This window comes from Aliiglaciecola sp. 2_MG-2023, assembly GCF_030548145.1.
Taxonomy (GTDB): Bacteria; Pseudomonadota; Gammaproteobacteria; order Enterobacterales; family Alteromonadaceae; genus Aliiglaciecola; species Aliiglaciecola lipolytica_A.
The window spans coordinates 1-26236 of the sequence record NZ_JAUORY010000012.1; the positions used below are offsets into that span (position 1 = coordinate 1).

A 26236-nucleotide genomic window follows, 5' to 3' on the forward strand; every position below is an offset into this window, starting at 1 on the left:
GTGTCGTCGTCACTGCCAGTGTCATCGCCAGTGTCTGTGTCGTCGTCACTGCCAGTGTCATCGCCAGTGTCTGTGTCGTCGTCACTGCCAGAATCATCGCCAGTGTCCGTGTCGTCGTCACTGCCAGAATCATCGCCGGTGTCCGTGTTGTCGTCACTGCTAGTATCATCCCCGGTGTCCGTGTCGTCGCTATTGGCTTCATCATCAATACTAGTGAGAGTGGTGTCTAAGTGCGCAACGGCATTGTCTATGGATACCATGCGTTCGTAGTTATATTCTAAGTGGCTGGCGAGTTGTGCGAGGGCAGCCGTGACTTCACTATTTTCGGCAAAGGCTGCGCTAGCAATATCAAAGCTAATGGTATAATTCTCAGCTTCTAGGCGCACGTTTTCACTAATCTCTATACCATTTGAGGGATCTCCGTCGAGATCCAAAGTTTGTAAAAATCGCGCAATATTAATGGCGATATCCGTAGAGTTTGTGGTTGCAAATGAATAGGGAGAAACAATGGCATCGCCAGTCACCGTGCCAAGTTGAATATTGCCTATCGAAAAGGTAACTGTATCACCTTCACTGTATAAAAATGTACCTTCGTCGTCAGTGATCCCCGAAGTTGTTCCCGTGGTGTATTGTAAGCCCTCTACTGCACTGTCTAGAAATACGCCCTCTATTAATTCATCACTGTCATCACTATCACTACAAGCTGTCAGTGTTAATGCGACTGAGGCACCAACGCAGATGCGCAAAAATTGATTAAACGTAGCTTTCACGATTTTTTCTCCCTAAATATTTCAGTGAACACAGTGCGAATATATCCCCATGAAGAATATAAGTTAGCGCAGCGCTGATCAATGAAACTTACGCTCGTCGATTTTTAAGTAGCGTTAACTGGCGTTAAATATCGCTGAGTATTTATACCGAGTTCACGGTGAAAGGAGATGTGTGGGCCATGAGAGATTGCAGTATTTAGCGTATCCAATATGTAAACGTATTGGTTTTACCGGGCTTGAAGTTTAGGCTATCGCCATCAGGAATTGATGGATATCACAGATTCGCAGTGGTAAGCAGTTTAGCTACCAAACCGATGGCTACTCCTTATTCGATACCAGCGTGTCTTACTTTTTAGATATACGTATTTAAGATTTTCTAGTGTATCTGAAAGGGCGCTAATCTGATCGATACTGAAGCCAAAGTACATATCTCGCTCCTCAAGGATATTACATCTGATCAACGTAGACAGCCATTGATCAACGTGGACAGCCATCAACGTAGGATCAACAACATTAACATCAACAAACATGGACAGCCACACACAACGTAACATGGACAGCCACAAACTAGACCCTAGGGAAGAGATCAACGTAGACAGCCAATAAACTGGGACGTGAGGAACCGTCAACGTGGACAGCCATAAATCACGATCAACGTAGACAGCCACAAACTAGACCCTCAGAAAACTAACTATGTTGAAGTTTGCTTAGTTGAGGTTCGACATATTCTGCTTGTCAACTTTACCCAGGTTTTCGGTCATTGCTTTTAAGAAATGCTTTTAGGCTGGAGTTACGTTTTGGTTTAAGTAGCCATATGAATAAACATTTCCATAGTAGGCATGGCTGAATGCATTAATTTGAGACAAAAAGGCATTAATTTTACAAGGGGTGAGGTGCGCCCGCTTTATTCTTTTTTGGATGGTTCGCCGCAGTACTTGTAAAACAATTTCGAAAAAGCCGACAGTGAATAAGAATTTGTGACAAAGAGTTGTTTCCACGTACTTACTAAAAAATTTACTATTTCAAGGTTGGATGCCGATATATCACTCTATATTTCCCTGTACCAATTGCACTCATGGCCAAGTTAAACCTATATTTGATGGCAAAGATGTTTCACAAAACCAATATGACGCCAAATTTTAGTAGCTTAACCCAAGCAATCAGCCGACTTTGAAGAAGGGCGCAGAGCTTATTTTATCGGTTTCACATCTGCCGGGAATGTATGAAGTGGCAACATGCCTTCTTGCGTCGCAAGGAACAGCACTACATGACTTGAAACCAATTCATATTGATATTCTCTAGCTGTCAGTTTTTTTTCAGTCAGAATTCGCTGTTTGTAGGCTTCGTGGTCTTCTGGAATGAGTTCAATAGTCATAAAGGACGCATAGCGTTTATTGTTAATTTGGGCTTTGTTTATAAGCGTTTCTGCTTCGTCTTCATCCATAGGCAAATAGGCACCATGGGACCCTCTTCCTGATAATCCCATTTTGGGTCCGATGTACATAGTTTCAAACACAGCATATTTCTCTTTGAATTTACGGCTGTAATCACTGGGCGATGTGGTTACGATTTCACCATAGGGATAGAAACCATAATCAGTGAATAGCTGAACTAGAAAGCCTTTGTCGTCGAAGCTATATTCAGACATGAGCGACCAGTTAAGCACAGCAACACGGGTGATATGTTTCAATGGTTCGGCGTACTGCATAAGTTCAGGTATTGCTTCGTCTAAAAAGGTCCTCAGTAATCGTCTTTGCTCAAACGGATTGCCATTAAATACGCTACAACGGCTAAGTGAAAAATCTACGCTTTTCATATTTATATCGGGGCAGAAGTACTTGTGTATATGTGCAACCTCTGCAGAACTTAAAAACGCTTTTTTTAGCCTTTCTAGCATCCAGTCTGCGCGGCGCTTGGCTAGAGCGACATCATAGGAGGGGGCACCGCCATTTTCACCTTTTGGGGTAGTTTTATACCACTTCACCAGTTCGTTTTTGTCAATAAATGAAGCAATGTCTAGAAAATCTCTAAGGGCTCGAAAACGTCCTTGCCAGTCAGGTACATTAGATGGAGTATAATTGGGTTGATAAGATGGCGCTGCTTTTGTCCCCGTGGAAAGAAGTCCGTTGCTGACCAGTGCTGGGATACCCTCATATACCGGCAAATGAAATGTTTTGTAGTTGAGGTTTTTGAGAGTAAAAGCGTGATCCGCGGTGGCCCATTGCTTACCAGCATTGCCTAACGGCTTAGCTGGCGGAGCATTGTGTGGTGGTTCCAACGTTTGGGTTGGCGCACCTTTAGCTACTTCATGCTGTTTAGATTTTTTTGTTGCTGGGGCAGGTGGTGTCACGTCGAATCGCTTCGCATTCTCTGCAATAATTGTTTGGCCATTCAACTTTAATCTTGCGCCACCTTGTGGCTTAAATAACGCGTTTACACTATTTCCATTCTCAAAGTGAATGCTGCCTCCCAATAGTTTTGGCTTTATGGCATAAAAATCAATAGTGTTTAACCCTAATGCACGGCACCTTTCCAGTTGTTTCTCATTGCGTATTTTCCCTTTTTTATTAACGCGATAGAAAGGAGAAAGAGATACCGAAAATGACATCTGAATTTTGTCTTCTAATGCGGTTACTACCTCAAAGGTACATGTCTTTCCATTTACCACTGCGCTAACAGTACCAAATTTAGCGGATCTTAAAAAAGGTGGGTTATTGGGGGTTGGCGGAATTTTAAGGGAATTAAAATTAATGATGATGTTTTGTTGTGAGTTTTCATCCGCCTGAATTCTGGTTACCCAAAAGCCACGGATACCTTTCGCAAATACCGAACTGTCCGGTAGGTTTACTGATTGGTTAGCCGATTTTGCAGAACTTGTCATGTCGCTCATGGTGTTACTAAGGGCATTGTGAGGTATTGCGTAAATCGTAACGATAAGTATCAGTAAAATACTACGAAGTTGTATTGGGGTCATGGTCTATTCCTTAGAGTTTACTGTGCGCTAGATACGCTTTCCTGTTCGCCAGTTGAAGGAAAAGTAAAGTTCATTAAATTGATTATTCGAGTAACAGTCGATCTGATCACTTGCCGACTCCCAAATAGGCATAAACGTTTTACCCCTCAATGTGGAATCAATGCTGTCTGCAAATATCCAATCGAGAGTTTTTATCTTAGCGAGGCAGCGTATACCTTTGTTTATGTATATTTTTTCCGCAAGTACCTCATCGACCTCTATCGCGTAAATGCTCGTTGCACGATCCAATATTTTGATTATCCCGGTTTCTGAAGAGGTGTTATTTTTATCGTAAAGCGCGGGGTTTTCGTATATTGCGGTATGCTTTAATAGTTGGGTTTTATCTTTTGGCTTGTACACACCGCCAGCATAAAAACTCAGTGATATTTCAAGCTTGCCGGTGGCAAAGTTATAGCTACTGTTTCCATTAGAAATGATATACGCGTACGCACTATCAACAGGCAGCGAAGCGTTTTCGATAGCAGGAAACGCCTCGTTCATGAACGTTTGAAAGGTTCTTTTTTGCTCAAATTGATTGGCACCGTTTCCACCCCATCGCGAGGGCAGGCGTTTTTTTCCTGGTTTGCAATTATTACCGCAAAAATAATGCAAATAATACTCATCGTTGAAAAGCGCCCAGGGTAATACATAAACAACCATTCTCGAAAAAACATCATTATTTGGTATCGTGACATTTATATAGCGTCTTTTTCGCCCATCTGAGCGTTTGCGGTAATTATCATACTCGCGGTTTGGCTGTGCGTTACTTGCACTTACTGTATCCCGCTCGAAGTAAATTTTGTTTTGATGGTAGCCAACTAAGCTAAGATACGCATCAGTGTCTTCACCCTCGATTATCAAGGTGTCTTTATAGATTGGTAAACACAAAGGGCGAAAAGCCGGGTGGGTGGAAACCATAATGCGTTTGTGAACAGCGTAACCGTTTTGGGCAGTATCACTTTGCTGACAATCGATTGCCATGTCTTTCTGCTTGCTAGGGGAGGCGAAGGCTATTTGAGATAAAAATATCGCGATGCTTACTGAAATAAAACTCGTGTAAAATGATACTCGTTTCACTGTTCTTCTCCTTAAGATCAGTACTGCATCTCATCAATGTGAGTAATCTAGGATGTGCCAAATAGAACAATAAATGTACTACAGTAAATAGCGTACCTCAACAAAAAGTACCTATTAACATGGACAGCCATAAACTAGACCTTGAGTAACCTCACATCAACTATGCTTAAAGTATTCTTAATTCAAGGAATGAATTATGCCATTACCAAGGAAGCGCCAAATCAGTCTTTCAGACACCCCTTATTATCATTGCGTATCCCGCTGTGTTCGACGGGCTTTTTTGTGCGGCGAAGATAAACTGACAGGGAAAAGCTATGAGCATCGTCGCCAGTGGGTAGAAGACAGATTGTTATTTTTGACCACTGTCTTTGCCATTGACGTGTGTGCGTATGCGGTGATGAGTAATCATACTCATGTGGTATTGCATGTGAACTCTGACAAAGCAAAACATTGGACGGATAAAGAGGTTGCTCAGCGCTGGCATATGCTTCACAAGGGCACGCTGCTTTCACAAAAGTTCACATCTGAGCAAGCTACTGAGCTTAGTGAGGCTGAACGCATCACACTTAATTCAACCTTATCGGTTTATCGAAGTCGATTAATTGATATCAGCTGGTTTATGCGAGAATTGAATGAGCCCATCGCCCGACAAGCAAACCTAGAAGATAACTGTACGGGGCATTTTTGGGAAGGGCGGTTCAAATCACAAGCTCTGTTGGATGAACATGCATTAGCTGCATGTATGGTGTATGTAGATTTAAATCCCATACGGGCTAAAATGGCCACCACCCCAGAATCATCTCACCATACCAGCATAAAACGTCGCATTCATGATTTTAAAAAAGGGTATCAGCCCTCTACGTTAATGCTCTTTGTTGGCAATCCAAAGCAGTCACAACCGGCAGGACTAACGTTTGATTTAGTCGACTATCTACAATTGGTGGACCTATCAGGGCGCAATATCAATCCTGACAAACGAGGGGCAATAGATATGAGTGAATCGCCCATATTGCAGCGTTTAGGATTCGATGAACACAGCTGGCAAGATATGTTTTTAACCTTTGAAACACATTTTAGTGTGGCTGCAGGACAAGCAGACACTTTAAAACACTACAAACGAAAGCGTCGGCAAGCGAGTTCATTGGGTTAACGCCCTCCTTAATCACTTTTCATTTCAGGCATCTTTTTGCACAAGAGGCAGGCCTAGCCTCGCGCTAAATTCACCTCAATGATACTCAGTCACCAGAAATCGATGATTGCCGTATCTATTTACCTAAAATTCGAACGCGTTAAAACGTTTTGTTAAGCCACACTAAAAATAATAAGTCGATATCACGAATACCTTAATAGTGCCTGTCCATGTTTAAAGGTGTAAAGTAAAAAAGATGCCTGTCCATGTTTAAAGCTTTGTTTATGTTTAAAGTATGCATGTTTAAAGTATGACTTAGCTTTTTTCCTTGATGAGCATGCCGTTAACTTTAGCAAAGCTTGCTTTATGATCTTTCAGCAATAGTAGTTGGCCTTCAAAAATATCTTTATAAAGGTTAATGGCGATAATTAAATCCGCTCTGGACCCTGACGATGATACAGCCTCATCCATCGGTAAAACTTGAAGTAAAGAATCTAGCCGTACAAGCGGCGTCACATATGGCCTTGACCACTCACGACTAGCTTGGCTTGCGTGCAAGTATAAGTTCGTTAAAGAAGCATGGTTCACAAGTTCAGCGCGTAAAGATTCGTTGTTTAAAACGCTCATATCACCGTTGGTTATAAGCTGCTGGTATGTATCTGAATGGCCTTCAGGAGGGGGCAAGTTGAATGCCGTTTCAAAGAAACTTTGCATCAGCTCCAAATCCGTACCTTTGGGATAATTGATAATTTGTTGCTGGAACTTTTCTATTATCGGTGCGTTAACCTCAAGAAATTCAATATACTCGTCGGTATTTTTCTCAAGCATCGTAAAGTCGGAGTGTAACCGTTCTATGATTTGTTGCTCACGTTTGTTGTCTTTGCGTTCTTCATTCCAACTGGTGATTTGAAACGCAATCAAGATGCCGGCCACGACTATGAAAAAATCGATGGCAACAGCAAACCAATTCTGTTCTTTGACGTGTTGTGAAATTCTTCGTAATAACAAATCGAATCCCTCCTGATATGTTTGCCAAGCTTAGCACAGTAGTTTTGCAATAAAGAATACAATAATAAAGAAGACACCCATCTTTTAAAAATGATCTTGAAAACAGATTAATGGGTTATAGAAAGGCTAAATTTTCCGGAGTTTTGGTGTAGTCTTTACAGTGTCAATATGACTTTTAAGTTTAAAGTTGATCGTGATGAAGGTGCAAGCCAGTGCAATTAAGAAGCAAAAAAAACCGTATATCAGAATTTATTCTCTCGTTGTTAGATAGAACCTCATACACTAGACATGAGCTGGACAAAATAATTGTCGGTTCAATTAGTCGTCGATATTTGTCTGAGCCGATGTATGCGGTAGATCACTTACGAAGAGCACTTGTTGACTACGGATACATGTCAAAGGATCCTGTTACCGATATTTACACAATAACAGAAACAACCGAAAAGCTTCAGGTACAGCATCATCGTATTGAAAGTGGACTGCAAAAGGCAATAGACGACGCACCCGAAGTGAAAGTGCAGTGTGAGTTTTGCGATAATAAAGCTAAGCCATCAGCAATGCTGAACCACTATTATAAGAAGCATTCACTGAAGGATTATTTAGATACGATTAAACAAGAGTTTGGTAATTCTTACATCAATGGTTAACTAATATCGCCATTTGCACTGTGTCTTTTTAATTAATGATTTACCTGATATCTGAAGAAGGTAGAGGCGTGTCATATCAAGGTGACAGGAATCTGAAAAGCCATGATGACAGCCTTGATTGCAGCCGATGGATTGCCGCCCTAATTACCAGAGTAATAGTGACAAGAAAACTGTGTTAATCAAACTTGCGCTTTCGTTGCTTTAGTCGCTCTTCGCGCTTTTTTCTCTGTTTTATTTTATCCCGCCAAACAGAGACAACGATTGCAACAATTATGGCTACAAACAAAAAAGCAATGCCCACTCCAGACCAAAAACACAATTGCTCGTAAACACATGGTAAGCCAATTTGAATTTCAGTGTTGTTCACAATTTTTGCTTACTCCAAACGTAATACTCTGTCCAATTCGCCAGATGTAAGTGACTTATCATTCTGACCATTTTTACTCTTGATAGAGTAGACCTGTTTTTTGTCAAAAGCCTTTCTGTTTCTGCATTATTGCGATCAAATTCAGTAGGAATCAGTAATATTAGGAAAGTCGACGACACTAACGTAGATTCAAATTTTACTTTCAAAAGCAGGGAGCCTCTAAAAGTTTTGAAAGAATTTAGACGTGCTATTAACTCAGTAGTTTATCCCGTTAAACATGACCTAGATCAATATATAAGGCTGTCTAAGGCGTACACTGAAATTGTCAAATTTAAACCATAAATATGAGGTAAATTCAGCATGCAAGTAGAAAAACATACGCTTAGTCATGATCTTCCAGAGCATAAACACACTATCCGTCATCTTAAAATGAATGATCGGCATTTTGTTAAACAGTTTGACGAGTATCATGATGTCAATAAGCAGATTCATCACATTGAAGAACAGAATGAGGCGGTCTCAGACGAATATCTAGAATCGTTAAAAAAGCAACGTGTGGTACTTAAAGATCAATTGTTTGCGCAAATAACTGAGACTGAGAAAGCGCTTTAATTTTTAGCAAGCTTTTTGACAATGACAAGGCGGCTATAAAATGAAAATGCACAAAGGTTTATTGCTCTTCTCTGTTTCCCTTCTGCTTTTTGGCGTTATGTTCATCCAGGGATGCACCAGTCAGATGGCCACCAATCTCAGAAAAGTCACTTACCCGCCAGATTTTAAATACGTTGAACCGTCGAAATTGCGTTCAGATATGGATCGCCTCGCACAACAAATGCGTGTTTTAGAGTTTGCGCTAAGCCAGCAACATGAGCCGCAAAGTGTCGGTTTTGCTAAGCAACAACAGCAAGTATTATCTACTTTGCAGAATATTGAAAAGATAGCTTCTGGATTGCGCGCAGGAGATGCGGGGGCCAGTCACCCTTTTCTTCAAGACTATATGCGTGACTTTGTAAGTAAAGTAGACAATGCACGCATTGCCGCGTCTTTGGAAAAACCGAGTTATTACTTGGCTGGGAAAGTGTCTGGTGCCTGTACTAACTGTCATAGCGTAAATCGCTAAGCTCGTTCAAAAATAGCAAAAACCTGCGGGGCAGATCCCGCAGGTTTTGTTGGTCTTATTGTTTTGCAGTGTTTGTCTTTTTTAAGCTTTCAATGTCGGCTATTAGATAGGCCACAGAGGCTTTGTTAAGACCATTGTATATGCCACGAACATGTCGGTTTTGATCAATCAATAACAGACTTTCGGTATGTAAAAAATCATCTGTGTTTTGAATGTTACCCAAATCTTCACTGGCAAAATAGGCCGACTTGGCAAGTGAATATATCGCGTCCCTATCTCCGGTGGCTAAATGCCATTTGCCACTAACGATGCCATTGGTATCCGCATAATCTTTCAACAAAGCAACTGAATCAGAGGTTGGTCTAATAGAGTGTTGAAGAATTTTCACTTCAGGATCATCAATGAACCTTTCTTGAACCGCAATCAATTTCGATCTAATCGATGGGCAAATTCCTGGGCAAGTACTAAAGAAGAATCCGGCAACATAGATTTTATTTTCAAAGGTTTTTTCGCTTACTTCTTTGCCATCTTGATCAATAAAACTAAACGGCGGAATTTGATGAAAGTTTTCAAGCTCTTTACTATCTGGCTCTAGCCAGATAGGCGTAAATTCTTCACTATTATAGTAAGGTAAAGTATCGGATGCGTGAGCAAACGCACTTAATACTAATCCGCTAAAGAGAATTGTTTGCTTGATTTTGGTAGTAATCTGGTGAAACGACTTCATCTTCAACCCCAACACAGTTATTTGCTTTTCTAAGACCATAAATCCGTCCATTTTTGTATTCAAAATTGGAAAATAGTTTTCCGTTTAATCGCCAGGCTTGTTGTAACCCTATGGGTTTGCCCGCGAGATAGTTAAATTTCTTAAACTTGGCACCGTTCCTATACCAGCGCCAAGCGGTGCCTTCTGCTTTGCCATTGACATACACAAAGTGAGACCGTGGATTACCATTGATCCACCATGTTTTGGTGTCACCGTCACGTTTACCTGAAACATAGTGGGACTCATAACCTAAAGTCCCATTTTCAAACCATTTCCTTGCATGGCCCTGACGCCTACCATTCACGAATTGGTCGCTGGTCGCGATACTTCCCGATGGGTGATAACTCACCATGTCACCATTAAAGGGTTCGTCTTGGTATACCCGCTGCCCTTGGCTGTTTATCGAAATTTCTGATTTTTCAATAACAAGCGGCGTAACAGGTGCTAATGTCGTAGCCGCCGTTATAGCGCCCACCATCAGCACTGCCAGTACACATATTGAGCGCAGGCCTAAGCAAAAAAACCTTTGCTTATCAGTTGATATCACTCGGTGTACCCTGAAAGTTACCTGGGAAGATTAAATAGTAGTCACCGTTCAAGTATTGTTCGGTTGAAACATGATAATGATATTCAGCATCTTCTTCTGATCCGCCAGTGTACAGAGTGACCGACGTATGGCCATTGGACTCATCTAGATCCGTTGGGTAGCCAGCTGTTGAATAGCAGCGTCTTCCAAATATAAAAAATCCATCGGCCATAATCCCAACCAGTGAATCATCATCATATGAAACTGCCCTAGGCTCTAAATGATAATGGTAGGTTTCGGGCCCTGTGTGAGCACCATTGCGGTCGAATCCTTGAATAACTCCTAAAGATACGTCACCGTTACCTTCTGAATCATTGAATATGGGAGCGCCGCTTATGGCAATACCAATAGCGCCAAGAGGTGTGGCAGACGAAGTTGCGGCAAGCTCAGGATTTACCGGAACGGTTAAATCATAGTCGTTAATATAATCTTCAATATCACCCGGTGAGCGTTGCTGATCAAATAATTCAGCATCTTCAGGTTCAACATATAAACCACTTTCGTTGCCTGAATCCCAATAGGACGATGTGTGGTCGGGTTTACCTGCTGATTCAAGCGCGACTGTGCAGCCATCTTCAGACAGCACAACGGTAACATTTGGTGCAGCTACGAATTCAAGAAAAGCGCTGGATAGCTCTGTCATCGGAGTGTCGCAGGTGCTGGTATCTGAACCTGTATCTGTTCCTGAACCTGTATCAGTGTCACTATCATCTTGGGCAAGCGCAGTATCTGATGAACTGCCTCCGCAAGCGACCAACAATGACAAAACACTGGCAATGCATAGTTCTCTTATTCGATATTTTTTTTCAAACATAATTCACTCACTTTTCTTCACAAAGCTACTTGTTATTCGCATTCATGCGTTTAATTCGTGTGCAATTTAGCATTAAATAAAACGCGGAAATGTGCATTTTTGGAGGAGATTTAGCGCACAATGCTGCAAACTTTATTCGACTATCCCTATATTTTGACTCATAAGAATTCTGGCTATACCGGTTTACAGGGCGTTGTATGCTGGGTAATCTTGAAAGGGTGAGAAACGAGTTTTTATACATTAGGCAATCAAAGAGCGTACATAGATGATACCCATTGAGACCTTATTCATGTTTTTGGCAGCTTCGGCGGCACTTTCTGTTGCACCTGGACCGGATAATATCTTTGTTTTAACCCAGTCGGCATTGAATGGTCGTAAAGCAGGGATTTTAGTGACACTAGGACTCTGCACTGGGCTGTTAGTGCATACTGCTGCTGTATCACTAGGTGTCGCTGTCATTTTTCAAACCTCCGAACTGGCGTTCAATATTCTTAAAGTCGTGGGCGCAGTGTATTTGCTTTACCTAGCTTTTCAGGCTTTTCGCGCAGGTGCCACTCGATTAGAAGCAGCAGGAAACGCAAAGCTAGCTTGGCAGCAGCTCTATTCACGGGGCATTATTATGAATATTACCAATCCTAAGGTAGCGATATTTTTCCTTGCTTTTCTTCCTCAATTTGCCGATCCCAGTAAAGGCTCAGTTACCCTACAAATGTTAGTTTTTGGCGCTGTTTTTATTATTACCGCGCTTGTTATCTTTAGCTTGATTGCATGGTTTGCGGGCTATCTAGGAGATTGGTTAAAAGGATCGACAAAAGCACAGGTGATTATGAATAGAATTGCCGGAACCGTGTTTACCGCGCTCGCATTGAGACTTGTTTTAAGCGAACGTTGATCAGTTCCATTCGACGACTCATGGGGTAAAGTTACCCCATGCAACCCATAGCAACTGATAATTCCCGCAAACGCAATACCCAAAACATCGTTTAACGATTTTATATAAATAATGGCGTGCAAAATTCTTGTTGGTTTTCCGAAACAAAATATTAGCAGCACACATTAATGAAAGCAGAAAGCGACTTTCCTGTTCTTTATCTTAGAGTGCCACATTTTGGTGGGTCTACGATTGTTGTTTGAAGGATGTTTATGAAAACTATTTTGTCTGCGCTGATATTCAGTGTGTCGATTTTTACGGCGAATGTGCAAGCTGATGAGACTATCCTAGCGGGTGGTTGTTTTTGGTGTATGGAGTCTGATTTTGAGAAATTAAATGGCGTATCTGATGTGGTATCAGGTTTTACCGGTGGTGATACGCCTAATCCCACATACAACGGCAATCATCGTGGACATTATGAAGCGGTTAAAATTACTTATGATGCTAATGTGGTGAGTTATCAGCAAATTTTAGATCACTACTGGGTTAATATTGACCCTTTCGATGCTGAAGGACAATTTTGTGATAAAGGTCACAGCTACTTAAGTGCAATTTTTGTTGCTAATGATGAAGAGAGAGCGATTGCTGAAAAATCAAAAGCTGCTGTACAGACTCAATTTCCCGCACAAAAACTGGTAACTCCTGTATTAGCGGCAAGCCGTTTTTACCCAATTAAAGGCGAAGAGATTGGCCATCAAGATTTTTATAAAAAAAGCCCCGTTCGCTACAAAATATACCGTTGGAACTGTGGTCGTGATCAGCGTTTAGAAGAAATTTGGGGCGAAAAAGCTAGCCATTAAAAAACACAAAAATCGCCACCTTTGTGTCATGCAGTGAAAACAATAGACGCCAGGAAACCGCAAAACTTAGCTATTTATGTGGCAAGGTTTTGCTTTACTCGTTGTTTGTTGTTTAAAATCACCGAGGTTGCGGGCTAGGTTCACTTTCCCTTATCATTCATCAAATGGCACTTGTCGGCATTTTAAATCCTTGAAATTTGTGCTGACCCCTTCACTGATATTAAGGAATATAGATTGAAAAAATCACCGATTCTGGTCGTTCTCATCGCCAGTTTATTTGGCTGCAATACTACCACTGAAAGTAACCAAGCCGTCGCCAATCAAGATGTTAAAAGTAAGATTGTGCAACGGGATTTAAATAGTATCGCCACAGACTATGTAAAACTGGTATTACAGGTAGGGCAGTTTGACGGTGATATTGTTGATGCCTATTACGGACCAGAGGAGCTCAAGCCGGATGACTTAGAGCAGGGGGCTGCTTTTCCTGCCGATGAGTTAAGCGCAACTGTCGAAATATTAATTCGTGAGATTAAAGAGCTGGCAGACGATGCTATTCCAACAGACCAGCAAGCCCGGCGAGAAATGCTAGAAAAACAGCTAATTGCGATCAAAACAAAAGTAAATATGTTAGCTGGGAAAGAGTATAGCTTTGACCAAGAAGCGAACTTGTTATATGACGCCGCACCACCCAAATTTGAGCTTGAATACTTTGACGCTCTGCTTGCTCAGCTAAACGGCTTATTGCCAGGAGAAGGGGCTTTATCGCAACGCTATGTTGATTTTACCAGCCAATTTGAAATTCCAAAAGATAAGATAGATATAGTATTTAAAACCGCAATTGCAGAGGCGCGCAAACGCACCTTAGCTAAAATTTCTCTGCCTGAAAACGAAAACTTTGTATTGGAATATGTTACCGATAAGGCGTGGAGCGGATATAACTATTATCAAGGTAACGCGCAAAGTCTTATTCAAATTAATATTGATTTTCCTATTTATATCACCCGCGCAATAGACCTTGCTGCCCACGAAGGATACCCAGGACATCACGTATACAATGCTTTGTTAGAACAGAAATTGGTGAAGGAAAATCAATGGATAGAATTTTCCGTTTATCAATTATTTTCGCCCCAGTCTTTAATTGCTGAAGGCAGCGCTAATTACGGGATCGACGTTGCCTTCCCTGGCGAATCACGACTTAACTATGAAAAAGAAGTATTGTTTCCCTTAGCTGGTTTAGATGTAAGTAAGGCCGATTTGTATTACCAAGTACATGAGCTAATCGGAAAATTAACTTATGCTGGAAATGAAGCTGCAAGACAATATTTGAACGGGATGATCACAAGAGATGAAGCGGCTGAAATAATGCAAAAATACCAGCTGTATAGCCAAGAAAAAGCTTATCAAAGAACACGTTTTATCGATAAATATCGCAGTTATGTTATCAATTACAATCTTGGCAAAGACTTGGTAGCCGAGTATGTAACATCAAATGGAGGCACTGCAAATAACGTCGATACACGTTGGCAAGTATTTGAAGAGTTATTAAGTAACCCCAAAACCGCTAGTATGATCGCGAAATAAACTGATTTGACCCTGCAGGTTTCAACGGCTTTGACCCTGCAGTTTTCAACGGCTGACTTATGGGGGACCCCGCAAGTTATCACCAGCATTTAGCTGGGCTAATTTGCTGATCTGATAGGGTTAAGATATATTGTCTTGCATATCAAATATATTGAAAAGTGACTTCCTGTAGTATTGAATTTTGGAGGAGTTTTCCTCTAAGGCTCGTTCAAGTATAGCAGTTTTAAGCTAACCAATTGGTTTTAAAGGGCTTTTATGTCTAAACGTTTGCCACCGCTAAACACTCTTTGGGTATTCCTCACCGCATCTCGTTTATTAAGTTTTACCAAAGCCGCCGATGAACTCTTCATTACTCGATCTGCAGTAAGTCGGCAGATTAAAAATTTGGAAGAGTATTTCGGATTTAAATTATTTGAACGCCATAAAGTGGGCTTAGAGTTGACTGAGCAAGGAGTCATTTACGCGAACTCCATATCGAATGTTTTTGCAGATTTAAAGGTTGCCACCGATACAGTGCATCATGGTAGCGAAAACCGAAAACTAAAGTTGGGGATCTCGGCTACTGTTAATTCAACGTGGTTAATGAGTCGGCTTTGTAGGCTTGAGCAACACCACCCTGAACTTACTTTGTCATTTTTTACCAACAGTTTCGATACCGGTAAAGATTCAATTGATTTTTCTGGTGAAAATATGAATGCGGCTATTCGTCTTGGAACAGAAGATCAATGGCAAGGTTGTCACTACGACAAGCTAATCGACGTATATGTGCAACCTGTGTGCTCCCCATCTTTGCTCGACGAATCTCATGATCCTGAAGATATCACCGCGTTAGCTAACTACAATTGGTTGCACTATGGTCATTTGTCGAAGTTATGGGCTCAATGGTTGTCAATGAGTCGCTATCCCGCGCTACAAACGGATAAAAAAAATATTGTCTTAGATAATGTTGCTGTGGCTACTCAAGCCGCTGTTGATGGTTTAGGGATTATCCCCATGTATCGACCACTAGCTGATCCTCTTTTAAAAGAAGGCAAATTAGTGGTCGCCCATAATTATATGATGCTGAAAAAAGAGTCTTACTATTTTGTTTGCCCTGAAAATTATGAAAATAATCAGACCCTCAAGATTTTTCGAGACTGGTTAGTTAACGAGTCTCAGCAAGCACAACAACAGTGGGATAAAGACTTTTTAGACTAATGCTAATGGCAGTTGTGGTAGGTTAACTACCGTTAACCTAATTTATATGCCACCCATACAGAGATATTTTATCTCGATGTAATCGTCGATACCGTATTTAGAACCTTCTCTACCGTTACCCGATTGTTTTATTCCACCAAAAGGTGCTACTTCTGAAGAAATAATGCCTTCGTTTATACCGACTATGCCATTTTCTAAGTTTTCAGAAAATCGCCAAATTCTTGCATAATTTTGGGTGTATACATAAGAAGCCAATCCTGCTTCAGTGGCATTGGCTAATTCAAGGGCCTGTTCTTCAGTATCAAATGGAATTATAGGGGCAACAGGGCCAAAAATTTCTTCTTTGAATATGCGCATTTGAGGGGTGACATTGGTTAAAATTGTTGGCAGATAATAATTAGCACCCAAGTGGGTTGCTGCTCCGCCTAGTACCTTAGTTGCGCCATTTTTTTCAGCATCTGTCACCAATCCGTGTACATTTTGTGCCGCCGCAGCATTAATCAATGGCCCGATAGTAATACCCTCATCATTGCCATTTCCCACTTTTAGTTTCTTGGCTTCGGCAACAAACTTATCGGTAAATTCTTGATAAATACTCCTTTGCACAAGAAACCGGTTTGCGCAGACGCAAGTTTGACCTGCATTGCGAAATTTGGAAGCGATAGCGCCTTGCACTGCTTTATCAATATCTGCATCTTCGAACACCACAAAAGGAGCATTACCGCCCAGTTCCATTGAGGTTTTTTTAACCGTATCGGCACATTGTTTAATTAACAGCTTTCCTACCTTAGTAGAGCCAGTAAAGGATAGTTTTCTGACCAGTGAACTATCCGTTAACGCCTTGCCTATTTCTATGGCATCAGCACCCACAACAATGGAAAGTAACCCTTTGGGTAAACCGGCCCTTTTTGCTAATTCGGCCAGCGCCAGAGCACTTAACGGCGTGGCTTCTGCTGGCTTCAGTACAACCGCGCAACCAGCTGCCAATGCTGGTGCTACTTTGCGTGTGATCATCGCATTTGGGAAATTCCAAGGAGTTATAGCTGCAACCACGCCAATGGCTTGTTTGATGGTTAATAGTCTTTGGCTAGCGTTATTACTTGGAATAACATCGCCGTAAATACGTTTGGCTTCCTCTGCAAACCATTCGATATAAGCAGCGCCATAGAGTATCTCGCCTTTGGCTTCTGCTAAGGGCTTTCCTTGCTCTGCACAAAGAATTGATGCCAAATCGTCTATGTTTTCTATAATCAGGGCATGCCACTTTTGCAATATTTTTGCTCTATGTTTTGCTGTGGTTTGACGCCATTTTTGCATGGCACTTTGAGCGCCCTGTATAGCAATATTGGTATCATTTTTATTGCCGCTAGCCAGCTTACATATTTCTGTACCAGTGGCTGGATTGAGTATTGGAAAGGTGCTTCCTGAGTCACCTTTCACCCATTCTCCATTAATAAAAAGTTGTGTTTTTAACAACAACGGATCTTTTAGAGATAGCATTTTAACCCCATTTTATATTGGCAAAGAACATCGATGATTAACCTTTATGGGTTAACCGCGATGAACAAATAAACGTTTATTTGGTTGACGATTGTTACTTAGTTGACGACTCTTCTAGCGAAACTAAAGTTGCGCGATAATGAGGTAAACATTTTCCTAGCAATAGAGCTGAGCCTGCCATGGCAAAAAATGAGACTAACAACAACGAATATCCCACCATCTCCGGTGAACCGAAAATGTAATCTGTAGATAAAGCAACCAATGTTGGACCTAGCCCTAAGCCGATTAAATTTACGATGAATAGATACAAAGCACTAAATTGTCCTCGCATATTACTCGGAACAACTTCTTGAATTGCTGCAGGCCCTAATCCCATCATGAAGTTTGCGAAAAACGTTGAAATTGCCAGGATGAGCAGAACCACGGTGAGATCAGAAATAAGGGGATAGATTAAGGTTGGAATGATGCCGATGATCATCGCCCACATTGCCACTCGCATTTTGGCATCGGTTTGGCCTTTTCTGAAACGTCTATCAGCGGCTATTCCGCCAGCAATGACACCGCCAGCACCACAAATTAAAACGATTAACCCAAATGCTAGGCCCACCTCACCACTATCCATTCCATGTACGCGAATTAAGTAGCTTGGTACCCAAGCCAACGCACCATAACCGGCAACCGAAGCTAGGGCTGCGCCAAAATTATGTAATAAAATTGTCTTTTTATTATTTTTAAAAAACTGAACAACTTCGGCTACTGGTACCGCCTTTTCTTGTTTTTCACTTCGTGCAGGTTCTTTTAGGGTAAACAGAAAGGGTACTAGCAGCAGCCCTGGCAGACCGACGGCTAAAAATACCGCTTGCCATGCATAAACTTCACCTATAATCGGTAAGGAGATGGACGAAAATGTAGAAGCCCATTGGATAACCATGCCGCCAACAATTAACGCCATACCACCACCAAGATAGATACCCATGGTGTAAACTCCAATGGCTTTGGCTAAGTGTTTTTTCGGTACGCTATCGGCGATAAGTGAATACGCTGCTGGAGATAGTCCGGCTTCACCAACACCTACTCCCATGCGTGCAAAAAACAACGACCAATAACTTTTTGCTAAACCACAGGCTGCGGTCATTAAACTCCAGATGAAAATGGACCAAGCAATTATGCCTCTGCGACTTTTACTATCAGCCAGCCGCCCTAAAGGGAGCCCCATGAGGGTATAAAATAAAGCAAACGACAAGCCTTGTAACAAACTCATTTGCGTATCGCTTATGTCCAAATCGCGCTTCATAGGTTCAACTAATAAGCTTAAAATTTGTCTATCGATAAACGAAAATGTATAGGCTAATAATAAAATAAAAATTAAATAGGCAGCATAAATACTCTGCTTCGGAGATTCGCTTAGTATTGCACTTGATTCTACTTTGCTCAGTGTTTTTTCAGTCATTTCACTATCTCATCTAACAATTAGAAGGAACTAATAAGCGGCTTGATAAATGGCTAGAATATCTGCTTCGTTCATCGGTCTGGGGTTATTAATCAATAAGCGTTCTTGTTTCATTGCATCTTTGGCCAGTGTGACTAAAGAGTCTTGGGTAACCGCCACACTCTCCAAGCGAGTGGGAAGTCCTATATCTGTAATTAGGTATTCTAAATGTTGGATAAAGGCTTCTGCTTTTTCGGTATCTGAACCAAGCGTGGAGCAGGTATCAGGAATGATGGCTTCGGCTAACTCAGCATACAAGTGCGCTGCAGCCGGCATATTAAACTTCAGTACGTGGGGCAATACCAGCGAATTACTCAAACCGTGGGGAATATGGTAATGACCACCTAATGGATAAGCCAGAGCATGAACAGCGGCTACGGGCGCATTGGCAAATGCCTGACCAGCCAAAGTTGCACCTAGCATCATATTAGAGCGTGCAGCTAAATTCTCTCCTTGATGCACAGCAGTTTGAATATTTTTCGACATCAACGTTAAGGCTTGCAGCGCGAGCATATCTGAATAAATGTTTTTCTTAATCTTACTGGTGTACGCTTCAATGGCATGCACCATGGCATCGATGCCTGTGGCAGCAGTGATATGCGGAGGGAGTTTGATTGTCAGAGTGGCATCCAGCAGCGCTATATCGGGTAGTAGTACACTCGACACTATTCCCATTTTCATTGCTTCACCTGTGGTGACAATAGAAATTGGCGTCACTTCAGATCCTGTGCCAGCAGTGGTTGGAATTTGAATTAATGGCAGTCTTGAGTTTTCAAGTTTGTCGATACCAAAGACGTCGTTTAGGGATTGCTTAGAATCAGTAAGTGCCGCGATTAATTTTGCCGTATCTAATGAGCTACCTCCACCTAGACCAATTACGCCATCGATATTGTTGTTTCTGGCAAATGATATTGCGTTTTCAATGACTTCTGTTGGAGGATCTACCTCGACCTCACTGAACACCACAAAGTTTATTGCGTTGTCTTGTAAACTGGTCGTTATTTTTTGATGTAGCCCAAGGCTGACAATACCTGGATCTGTCACTAGCAAGACATTTTTAATGTTGAGCTTGTAACAATATTCAGCTATCTCGGATGCAGCGTTAGGTGCATTAACAATTGATTTGGTGGTATTGAAAACAAATGACATATTTTTTAACTTATTGTTGGAAAGAGGGGGAAGCCCCCTCTTTGATTTCTGCAACCATGGGATCGAATTTAGAATGCTAATTTCACTTTCGCATAGAGTACACGGCCTAGTGGGTTATGTTGTTTAGGATCATAACTTAAGCTGCCTTCAGCAATATAAGCACGTGGTGGCATTTCATTGAGTAGGTTTTTAACACCTAAGGTTAATATAGCTTCACTGTCATCGGTAATATAAAAATTAGCCGAATATTGCATATCTACAGTTGTAAATGCGTCTACTGTTGAACTTTCGTTTGGTAAAGCAGACACATCTACTCCAGTGTCATAGCTTGAAACATAGTTAACATTTATTGAAGCTCTTTGGCTTTCACCCAACCAATTAAAGTTTACAGATCCTTTGGTTTCAGGCATTGAGCGAGCAAAGTTATCAATATTAAATGAGCCAGCCGCTTCAACTACTTCACCGTTATCTTTAGTCAGTTCGTACGAATTAAAATGCGATGCATTTAAACTAATATTAAACTGATCTGATAAAGTCCATGTCGATTCGAAGTCAATACCTTCAACACTTACCGACGATGAATTGAAGTAGTTAACTTTGACAGAAGATAAGAAACCAGCATCAGTACGAATAATATCTACACCATTTGGATCATCAATCAACTTCCCCTGAGCATTTTCAACAGTGATCAAATTGGTATAATCAACACGCCAGAAGTCTACTTTAAAATCCAAGTTATCAGTTGGTTTAAAAATCAAACCTATATTGTAGTTGTCAGATTCTTCAGGCTTTAAATCCTCGTTACCAGTAGCGATAACACCAACAAAGGCACTGGATTTTGCGGTACCGTCATCATTGTAATCGGTAATACTGGTAATAACTGCCGAAGAAGCATTTTTCTGTGATAACGATGCGTCTCTAAAGGCGGTACTTGCAGATGCGCGCATAATCCATTGATCAGATATTTGCCAGCGAACGGCTATTTTCGGATCGACACTTGAATCATTTTCTAATTTTTCGTAACGCAGTGCCGCTTTTATTTCAATGTCTTCTGTAACAGGGATAACACTTTCAGCAAACAGGGCAAAGGTGTTTTTATCAGCATCAACTTCTGACAAACCTTGTAGAAAGATTAAATCAACTGGGATAGGGTTGCCTTGGTCATCAAATTTGATTTCATTGACATCATCGGTTTCAACTTTAAAGCTTTCAGTTCGCGCTTGAATACCAGCCGCAAAACCAATTGTTCCGGCTGAAACTTCATATAAATCACCGCTAACAACCGCATCGAGTACCAACAAATCGGTGGTTTTCTCTGATTCTGTCATATAGGTAAAGTCATCGATAACTGATTGGCTAAGGCTAGAGCGATCAAAAGGGTTAAACAGCTCATCGTTATTCGGACCACCAACCCCTGCTAATGCTGCTACTAGTCTTGATTTCAATTGGTCTTGCTGATACTGCTTATAGTTATTTTTACTGTAAGTTAATGCTGTGTCCCAACTCCAACCATTATCAAAGTCACCTACTAAACTTAACGAGGTGCGGAAGGTATCATTTTCACGGGGTGATAAAGCGGGTTCATAATCAGCTCCTAATGGTCGACCTAACCAAACGACACCCACACCAAATGGGTTACCTGAGTCTGTAGGACCAATGTATGGAAACGTTAAGTCTGGGTAACTGGGTGATTGAGGGTTATCTTTTACCTCATTTGAGCTCCAACTAAGATCCGCAGATAAGGCAATTCCGTTGTCAAAATCATGAGATATATTGCTATACAGTTGTGCACGGGTTTCAGTATTCACTAAGTTATATAAAGGCCCATAGTTAAAACCGCAGCGTGAACCATATGCTTGGGGAATGATCATGCCTAAGGTATCATCTAAGCAGGTGGGGTCAGGTACGTTTTCATAGGCACCATAGCTCCCAGCGTAGGGTCCATCGGCTACCTCAGCATCAGCCAAAAGTAAGAATGAATTACCCAAAGAGCTAAATGCTACATCACCCAACTCAGGTCTATCAGCAATGGTTAGCGGTGTTCTGTCTAAGTAATGACCCGATACTACAATCGAGGTGTTGTCAAATTCAGCTCCCCATAAAAAGCCTATGTCAGTGTCTTTTTGACTACTATCGTCGGCTTTGCTGATTGAAGCGTTAATTTCAAACCCTTCAAAATCTTTACGTAATATAAAGTTAACTACACCGGCAATGGCATCCGAACCATAAGTAGAAGCGGCACCTTCTTTTAACACTTCAACTTGCTCAATAGCATCAATAGGAATATGACTGGTATCCACAAATACACTGCCATCATTGGTCAGTGCCCCTGAAATTGTTTGACGACGACCATTGATGAGCACCAATGTTGAACTTAAGCCTAAGCCGCGTAAATTCACATTACCTGTTCCTTGGCTAGCGGCTTGTGAAAAAGAGTCAGCTTGGTTTTCAGCACCAGAAGAAATCGCTAATTTTCCGATCAGCTCTGAAACCGTGGTGGCACCGGTAGATTGAATGTAATTGTAATCTAGTACTTGTACTGGCTCGGCGGCATCCACTGAGGTACGTTTAATGTATGAACCTGTAACTTGAATTTTTTCAGGTTCGTCTTCACTACTTGTGTTTTGTTGAGCACTTGCTGAGAAAGCTAGTGCAGCCGTGATAGAAATAGCGAGTAACTTTTTTGTAGTTAATATTTTAGTTGTTTTCATAAATTGTGTCCCGAAAGTGTGTGTCCTGAAAATTCGTTTTAAAACAAAACGCGTCTTACTAATTTTTTGGCCTATTAGCTCTGGTACATCACTGAATTGAGCACCATCGCGCACTCAGTGACAGCGTCTTTTGATTGTTGCAATACGCCAAAGTTGATAAACCCATGAAACATGTCGGTATAACAAGAGTGTTTCACTGCTACACCATTTTCGGTGAGTTTATCTACAAACATTTGCCCTTCATCCCTAAGGGGATCAAAGCCACAAGTTAAAATAAATGCAGGAGGAAGGTGTGCAAACTCCTCGGCATTTAATACGTTAAAACGGGGATCGTTTTCATCTTCTTTACTGATGTAATGTTGGTGAAACCATTTTAATAAATTTTCAGTTAACAGAAGATCTTTAGAGAATGCCTCTCGACTTGGAGTGGAATTGTTACCGACAATACTGGGATAGATTAATAACTGAAAATAAGGTTTAAATTTGTTTTTATTGAGTAAGCAATAAACGATAGCTAAATTAGCACCTGCACTATCCCCCCCTAACCCAATGCGTGTTGAATCAAGCTTTAGAGATAGTGCATTTTCCACAATCCAATCTGTAGATTCTTGGGTGTCTTCAATGGCTCCAGGAAAGACCGTTTCTGGAGCGAGTCGATAGGCAACGGAAATAATCACAACATTTGATTGCACACATAGTTGTGCAAGGAATTTGTCATAAGAATGAATGTCACCAAGGACAAAACCTCCCCCATGAAAATAAATAAGTGTAGGGTACAGATTTTCATGTGAGGAGGCTGGCCTATAAACTCGCGCTTCTAATTCATGGTTTGCACACGGAATGCTTATATCTTCTCTGGTGATATCGGTAACATCCTCATGTTCGTAGGGATTCTTCCGAAATTGCCTAACATATTTAGGTTCGAATTCGTATGCTGGAGGTAAAGAATGAATATAGTTAAGCACTTCTTGAGCATGGTCATCAAGACCAGTACTTGATGGTTCGGCTTTGTCTGAGACATTTTCTTTTGCCGTATTTTGACTTCCAAAAAATGTTTCTTTTTCAGTCTGACCTATTTGTTTATTTGCATCTTTTGACAACATTATTCCTAGCCACTGTTATTTTTTTGTTATTTTTTTGTTTTTTGGAAGTGGTAGTTTTTACATCTTAAAAATTGCGCGCTCAAGTAACATATATGAAACACCCTGTTGACATATACTCAACAGTGATGAAAAGTGCATTTGAAACAGTGGGTTATATTATGTTTTTGTATGGTTGCAAGCTAGTTTAGGTAAATAAATTGTTTGATTTATTTTGTGGTAAGTGACAAGGCCAATAACAAATAGAGGGATTATTCTTAATGCTTGTTGAATAAAATACCCAGCAAAGCCAGTTAAATTAAATGGATGGCTAGGGTCTGTAGAAAGCCGATAAAAACAAATTAGCAAAGATAAACGCAGGTTTACCTTTGCTGTGGTATTTAATCGTGAATGGCACGCTAATTTTGTTACGTCTTAAGGTGATTATCACCCTAGTTCCCAGGCATTGAAATGTAACCTGGTAACTGTTCTATTCGATCCATCCATGCGGTGATATTGGTGTACTTAATCATTGTGATATTTCCCTCATGGGCGAGGGACACATAGGGGTATACAGCACAGTCTGCTATTGTTGGTCGACCCGCCGCCAACCAGTCATTGTTTAAAAGGTGGTTATTGATTAACTCTAGAATTCGCTCGGAGCGCTGCGCGCACAGGGCTATATCACTTTGTATGTTGAATTTCTCAATGAGTCTTGCAGTGTTGGGGCCGTGTTGAATTTCATTTGCCGCAACTGACAGCCACTGCATCACATCCGCTTTTAGGTGGGGTTCACTTGGCCACCATGCCTCACCGCCAAATTTACTGGCTAAATAGACTAGTATGGCTTGGGCATCTCGCAGAACCACTTTGCCATCCTCTAAAATTGGAATTTCCCCCCATGGATTTAAGTCAAGTATGTGTTTTTCCTTATGTTCACCTTGCATAAAATCCACAGGAACTATGGTCAGAGGTATCTCTGCTAATGAAGCAAATAACCTTACTTTGTAACAGTTTCCTGAAAGTTCTAAATCATATAGTTTCATTGTTTCCTTCCTCAGGTAGTAATTGATTAAATTCAAGAACGTTTCCATCTGGATCGCGAATAAACAGTGATATTCTCCGTGGTCCTAGTCTTTTCGGTCCTTCAGTAATCATAATTCCCTCTTTTGCTAACCATGCTTGGAATTCACTCATGTCGTTAATAATGAATGCTGGATGGGTAACACCGGGTCGTTTAATTGGTTCGTCTAATAAGACATTCTTTTGCTCTTTTGATTTTGCGCCGTTAAATATCAGATTAATTCTGACGCCAGCGGAGGTGACCATTTCATTGGCTTCACCTTCTGGGATCCGATAGGTTTCTTTAAATCCAAGGCGTTCATAAAAATGGATTGCAGTTTGTCTGTTGCTAACCCTAATTCCAACATGATCATAAGCAAGGGCTGCCTGAGGATTGATAGGAAGCACAAAGCTCATTTTTTTGTCCTTCTGTGTTTAAACTTAAACTATGACACTTTGTGATTTAAAAGATAATACGGTAAATTTGGTAAAGATATTTTCATAAAGTGAAATAATAATGGATCGATTAGAAGCGATGTCAATGTTGATAAAAGTCTTGGAAGCGGGCAACTTCTCCAAAGCGAGCAAAGAGTTGAATGTGCCTTTACCAACATTAAGCCGGAAAATATCGGAACTAGAGGCTCAACTGGATGTTCGCCTGATACATCGAACCACGCGAAAACTGTCATTCACTGAGTCTGGGCTTGAATATATCAAGGCTTGTAAACGCATTCTGGAACAAGTAGAAGAAGCTGAAAGTGATTTAAAAGGCGAGTATTCAGAGCCTAAAGGGGATTTAGTGATTACGGCTCCGGTCATGTTTGGTCGCTTATATGTTTTGCCAATAGTGACGGAGTTTTTATCTTTGTATGCCAATATAAATGTGCAACTTGTGTTGGCTGATGGAAATGTCAATTTGTTTGAAGATGAGGTGGATATGGCGATTCGCATTGGTAAGTTACCGGATAGTTCCTTAATCGCAACACCAGTCGGAAAGATGCGTATCGTTACTTGCGTCAACCCTAGCCTGTTAGAGGAGTATCCGCCGTTAGCTTCCCCAGAGGATTTAGCTGGTTTTCCTTGTGTGACGTTAAAAACGAATATGACAATTCCCCATTGGAGTTTTCGACTTGCTAAGTCTACTTCCCCCGTAAGTATGAATATTGCCTCTCGTTTAACGGTTACCGACAGTGAATCAGCCGTGTATGCGGCAATAAATAAAGTGGGGGCGACACAGCAACTTCATTACCAAGTGATGCAGGGGGTGCAAGCAGGTACTCTAAAAATCGTCTTGCCTGAATTCGAACCAGAATCTGTGCCTGTGCATTTACTCCATAAAACCAGAAAATACATGCCGCAAAAAATGAAAAGCTTCCTTAATTTCGCAGCTCCCAAACTAAAAGATCGTGTTCAGGCGCTTTGTTCTTAAATGAAAGACCA

General features: G+C 41.2%; 24 protein-coding genes and 1 pseudogene. 9 read left to right on the forward strand and 16 right to left on the reverse strand.

Going from position 1 to position 26236, the window contains the following annotated elements; genetic code table 11:
• The 4 genes and pseudogenes from Q4567_RS13125 to Q4567_RS13140 all read right to left on the reverse strand — a co-directional run.
• Positions 1-770, reverse strand: a pseudogene (locus Q4567_RS13125) (hypothetical protein); the annotation flags it as partial.
• Between the two features lie 299 nt (positions 771-1069).
• Positions 1070-1438, reverse strand: a complete 369-nt coding sequence (locus Q4567_RS13130; RefSeq protein ID WP_303500675.1) for a hypothetical protein — start codon at positions 1436-1438, stop codon at positions 1070-1072.
• A gap of 521 nt (positions 1439-1959) precedes the next feature.
• Positions 1960-3744 (reverse strand): hypothetical protein, encoded by a 1785-nt coding sequence (locus tag Q4567_RS13135; protein ID WP_303500677.1) that lies wholly within the window; start codon positions 3742-3744, stop codon positions 1960-1962.
• A 27-nt stretch (positions 3745-3771) separates the two neighbouring features.
• Positions 3772-4860 (reverse strand): hypothetical protein, encoded by a 1089-nt coding sequence (locus Q4567_RS13140; RefSeq protein ID WP_303500679.1) that lies wholly within the window; start codon positions 4858-4860, stop codon positions 3772-3774.
• 196 nt (positions 4861-5056) lie between these two features.
• On the opposite strand from Q4567_RS13140, the gene Q4567_RS13145 reads away from it, so the two are divergent.
• The gene (locus tag Q4567_RS13145; RefSeq protein WP_303500680.1) at positions 5057-6010 is read left to right on the forward strand and encodes a transposase; all 954 of its coding nucleotides are present in this window, start codon (positions 5057-5059) and stop codon (positions 6008-6010) included.
• A gap of 294 nt (positions 6011-6304) precedes the next feature.
• Here Q4567_RS13145 and Q4567_RS13150 read toward each other — a convergent pair whose 3' ends face one another.
• Complete coding sequence (locus Q4567_RS13150; RefSeq protein ID WP_303500682.1) at positions 6305-6997, reverse strand: DUF6090 family protein; 693 nt, start codon at positions 6995-6997, stop codon at positions 6305-6307.
• A 212-nt stretch (positions 6998-7209) separates the two neighbouring features.
• On the opposite strand from Q4567_RS13150, the gene Q4567_RS13155 reads away from it, so the two are divergent.
• Positions 7210-7644: a hypothetical protein gene (locus tag Q4567_RS13155; protein ID WP_303500684.1), complete on the forward strand. Its 435-nt coding sequence runs from the start codon at positions 7210-7212 to the stop codon at positions 7642-7644.
• A gap of 175 nt (positions 7645-7819) precedes the next feature.
• Here Q4567_RS13155 and Q4567_RS13160 read toward each other — a convergent pair whose 3' ends face one another.
• On the reverse strand, positions 7820-8011 hold the full coding sequence (locus Q4567_RS13160; RefSeq protein WP_303475067.1) for a hypothetical protein: 192 nt from the start codon (positions 8009-8011) through the stop codon (positions 7820-7822).
• A gap of 360 nt (positions 8012-8371) precedes the next feature.
• Here Q4567_RS13160 and Q4567_RS13165 point away from each other — a divergent pair, with 360 nt between their 5' ends.
• On the forward strand, positions 8372-8623 hold the full coding sequence (locus Q4567_RS13165; protein ID WP_303500686.1) for a YdcH family protein: 252 nt from the start codon (positions 8372-8374) through the stop codon (positions 8621-8623).
• Between the two features lie 40 nt (positions 8624-8663).
• Positions 8664-9131 carry a hypothetical protein gene (locus Q4567_RS13170; RefSeq protein ID WP_303500687.1) on the forward strand — a complete coding sequence of 156 codons (468 nt, stop codon included), beginning with the start codon at positions 8664-8666 and terminating at the stop codon, positions 9129-9131.
• Between the two features lie 55 nt (positions 9132-9186).
• On the opposite strand, the gene Q4567_RS13175 is transcribed toward Q4567_RS13170, so the two are convergent.
• From Q4567_RS13175 to Q4567_RS13185, 3 genes are read right to left on the reverse strand one after another with little or no spacing between them, the layout of a single operon-like run.
• On the reverse strand, positions 9187-9858 hold the full coding sequence (locus Q4567_RS13175; protein ID WP_216048639.1) for an SCO family protein: 672 nt from the start codon (positions 9856-9858) through the stop codon (positions 9187-9189).
• Positions 9806-10444: a toxin-antitoxin system YwqK family antitoxin gene (locus Q4567_RS13180; RefSeq protein WP_303500688.1), complete on the reverse strand. Its 639-nt coding sequence runs from the start codon at positions 10442-10444 to the stop codon at positions 9806-9808. The genes Q4567_RS13175 and Q4567_RS13180 overlap by 53 nt, the downstream gene beginning before the upstream one ends.
• Positions 10431-11297, reverse strand: a complete 867-nt coding sequence (locus Q4567_RS13185) for a YHYH protein (protein WP_216048640.1) — start codon at positions 11295-11297, stop codon at positions 10431-10433. Before Q4567_RS13185 ends, Q4567_RS13180 begins: the two co-directional genes overlap by 14 nt.
• Positions 11298-11562: 265 nt before the next feature.
• Between Q4567_RS13185 and Q4567_RS13190 the strand changes: the two genes are divergently transcribed.
• The 4 genes from Q4567_RS13190 to Q4567_RS13205 all read left to right on the forward strand — a co-directional run bounded on the left by Q4567_RS13190 (position 11563) and on the right by Q4567_RS13205 (position 15806).
• Positions 11563-12189, forward strand: coding sequence for a LysE family translocator (locus Q4567_RS13190; protein ID WP_216048641.1), 627 nt, complete (start codon positions 11563-11565; stop codon positions 12187-12189).
• Between the two features lie 251 nt (positions 12190-12440).
• Entirely contained in the window at positions 12441-13028 is a 588-nt protein-coding gene (gene msrA / locus Q4567_RS13195; RefSeq protein WP_303500690.1) for a peptide-methionine (S)-S-oxide reductase MsrA, read from the forward strand.
• Between the two features lie 234 nt (positions 13029-13262).
• On the forward strand, positions 13263-14609 hold the full coding sequence (locus Q4567_RS13200) for a hypothetical protein (RefSeq protein WP_303500691.1): 1347 nt from the start codon (positions 13263-13265) through the stop codon (positions 14607-14609).
• Between the two features lie 255 nt (positions 14610-14864).
• Positions 14865-15806 (forward strand): LysR substrate-binding domain-containing protein, encoded by a 942-nt coding sequence (locus Q4567_RS13205; protein ID WP_216048643.1) that lies wholly within the window; start codon positions 14865-14867, stop codon positions 15804-15806.
• A 42-nt stretch (positions 15807-15848) separates the two neighbouring features.
• Here Q4567_RS13205 and Q4567_RS13210 read toward each other — a convergent pair whose 3' ends face one another.
• The 7 genes from Q4567_RS13210 to Q4567_RS13240 form a co-directional block, all read right to left on the reverse strand.
• Positions 15849-17306, reverse strand: a complete 1458-nt coding sequence (locus Q4567_RS13210; protein WP_303500693.1) for an NAD-dependent succinate-semialdehyde dehydrogenase — start codon at positions 17304-17306, stop codon at positions 15849-15851.
• 94 nt (positions 17307-17400) lie between these two features.
• A complete protein-coding gene (locus tag Q4567_RS13215) occupies positions 17401-18756 on the reverse strand; it encodes an MFS transporter (RefSeq protein WP_303500694.1) in 1356 nt (451 codons plus the stop codon).
• A 30-nt stretch (positions 18757-18786) separates the two neighbouring features.
• A complete protein-coding gene (locus Q4567_RS13220; RefSeq protein WP_303500695.1) occupies positions 18787-19944 on the reverse strand; it encodes an iron-containing alcohol dehydrogenase in 1158 nt (385 codons plus the stop codon).
• 68 nt (positions 19945-20012) lie between these two features.
• Positions 20013-22655 carry a TonB-dependent siderophore receptor gene (locus tag Q4567_RS13225; RefSeq protein ID WP_303500696.1) on the reverse strand — a complete coding sequence of 881 codons (2643 nt, stop codon included), beginning with the start codon at positions 22653-22655 and terminating at the stop codon, positions 20013-20015.
• A 74-nt stretch (positions 22656-22729) separates the two neighbouring features.
• Positions 22730-23758 (reverse strand): alpha/beta hydrolase, encoded by a 1029-nt coding sequence (locus tag Q4567_RS13230; protein ID WP_303500697.1) that lies wholly within the window; start codon positions 23756-23758, stop codon positions 22730-22732.
• Between the two features lie 428 nt (positions 23759-24186).
• Entirely contained in the window at positions 24187-24780 is a 594-nt protein-coding gene (locus Q4567_RS13235) for a glutathione S-transferase family protein (protein WP_303500698.1), read from the reverse strand.
• Complete coding sequence (locus Q4567_RS13240) at positions 24767-25213, reverse strand: VOC family protein (protein ID WP_303500699.1); 447 nt, start codon at positions 25211-25213, stop codon at positions 24767-24769. The genes Q4567_RS13235 and Q4567_RS13240 overlap by 14 nt, the downstream gene beginning before the upstream one ends.
• A gap of 100 nt (positions 25214-25313) precedes the next feature.
• Here Q4567_RS13240 and Q4567_RS13245 point away from each other — a divergent pair, with 100 nt between their 5' ends.
• Positions 25314-26225 carry a LysR family transcriptional regulator gene (locus Q4567_RS13245; protein ID WP_303475045.1) on the forward strand — a complete coding sequence of 304 codons (912 nt, stop codon included), beginning with the start codon at positions 25314-25316 and terminating at the stop codon, positions 26223-26225.
• Positions 26226-26236 lie beyond the last annotated feature (11 nt).

Excerpts from the sequence above, each read along its gene's own strand:
- Q4567_RS13135 (WP_303500677.1), bottom strand. The coding sequence starts at position 3,744 with ATGACCCCAATACAACTTCGTAGTATTTTACTGATACTTATCGTTACG.
- Q4567_RS13145 (WP_303500680.1), top strand. The coding sequence starts at position 5,057 with ATGCCATTACCAAGGAAGCGCCAAATCAGTCTTTCAGACACCCCTTAT.
- Q4567_RS13165 (WP_303500686.1), top strand. The coding sequence starts at position 8,372 with ATGCAAGTAGAAAAACATACGCTTAGTCATGATCTTCCAGAGCATAAA.
- Q4567_RS13170 (WP_303500687.1), top strand. The coding sequence starts at position 8,664 with ATGAAAATGCACAAAGGTTTATTGCTCTTCTCTGTTTCCCTTCTGCTT.
- Q4567_RS13175 (WP_216048639.1), bottom strand. The coding sequence starts at position 9,858 with ATGAAGTCGTTTCACCAGATTACTACCAAAATCAAGCAAACAATTCTC.
- Q4567_RS13185 (WP_216048640.1), bottom strand. The coding sequence starts at position 11,297 with ATGTTTGAAAAAAAATATCGAATAAGAGAACTATGCATTGCCAGTGTT.
- Q4567_RS13190 (WP_216048641.1), top strand. The coding sequence starts at position 11,563 with ATGATACCCATTGAGACCTTATTCATGTTTTTGGCAGCTTCGGCGGCA.
- msrA (WP_303500690.1), top strand. The coding sequence starts at position 12,441 with ATGAAAACTATTTTGTCTGCGCTGATATTCAGTGTGTCGATTTTTACG.
- Q4567_RS13205 (WP_216048643.1), top strand. The coding sequence starts at position 14,865 with ATGTCTAAACGTTTGCCACCGCTAAACACTCTTTGGGTATTCCTCACC.
- Q4567_RS13210 (WP_303500693.1), bottom strand. The coding sequence starts at position 17,306 with ATGCTATCTCTAAAAGATCCGTTGTTGTTAAAAACACAACTTTTTATT.
- Q4567_RS13215 (WP_303500694.1), bottom strand. The coding sequence starts at position 18,756 with ATGACTGAAAAAACACTGAGCAAAGTAGAATCAAGTGCAATACTAAGC.
- Q4567_RS13220 (WP_303500695.1), bottom strand. The coding sequence starts at position 19,944 with ATGTCATTTGTTTTCAATACCACCAAATCAATTGTTAATGCACCTAAC.
- Q4567_RS13225 (WP_303500696.1), bottom strand. The coding sequence starts at position 22,655 with ATGAAAACAACTAAAATATTAACTACAAAAAAGTTACTCGCTATTTCT.
- Q4567_RS13230 (WP_303500697.1), bottom strand. The coding sequence starts at position 23,758 with ATGTTGTCAAAAGATGCAAATAAACAAATAGGTCAGACTGAAAAAGAA.
- Q4567_RS13235 (WP_303500698.1), bottom strand. The coding sequence starts at position 24,780 with ATGAAACTATATGATTTAGAACTTTCAGGAAACTGTTACAAAGTAAGG.
- Q4567_RS13240 (WP_303500699.1), bottom strand. The coding sequence starts at position 25,213 with ATGAGCTTTGTGCTTCCTATCAATCCTCAGGCAGCCCTTGCTTATGAT.
- Q4567_RS13245 (WP_303475045.1), top strand. The coding sequence starts at position 25,314 with ATGGATCGATTAGAAGCGATGTCAATGTTGATAAAAGTCTTGGAAGCG.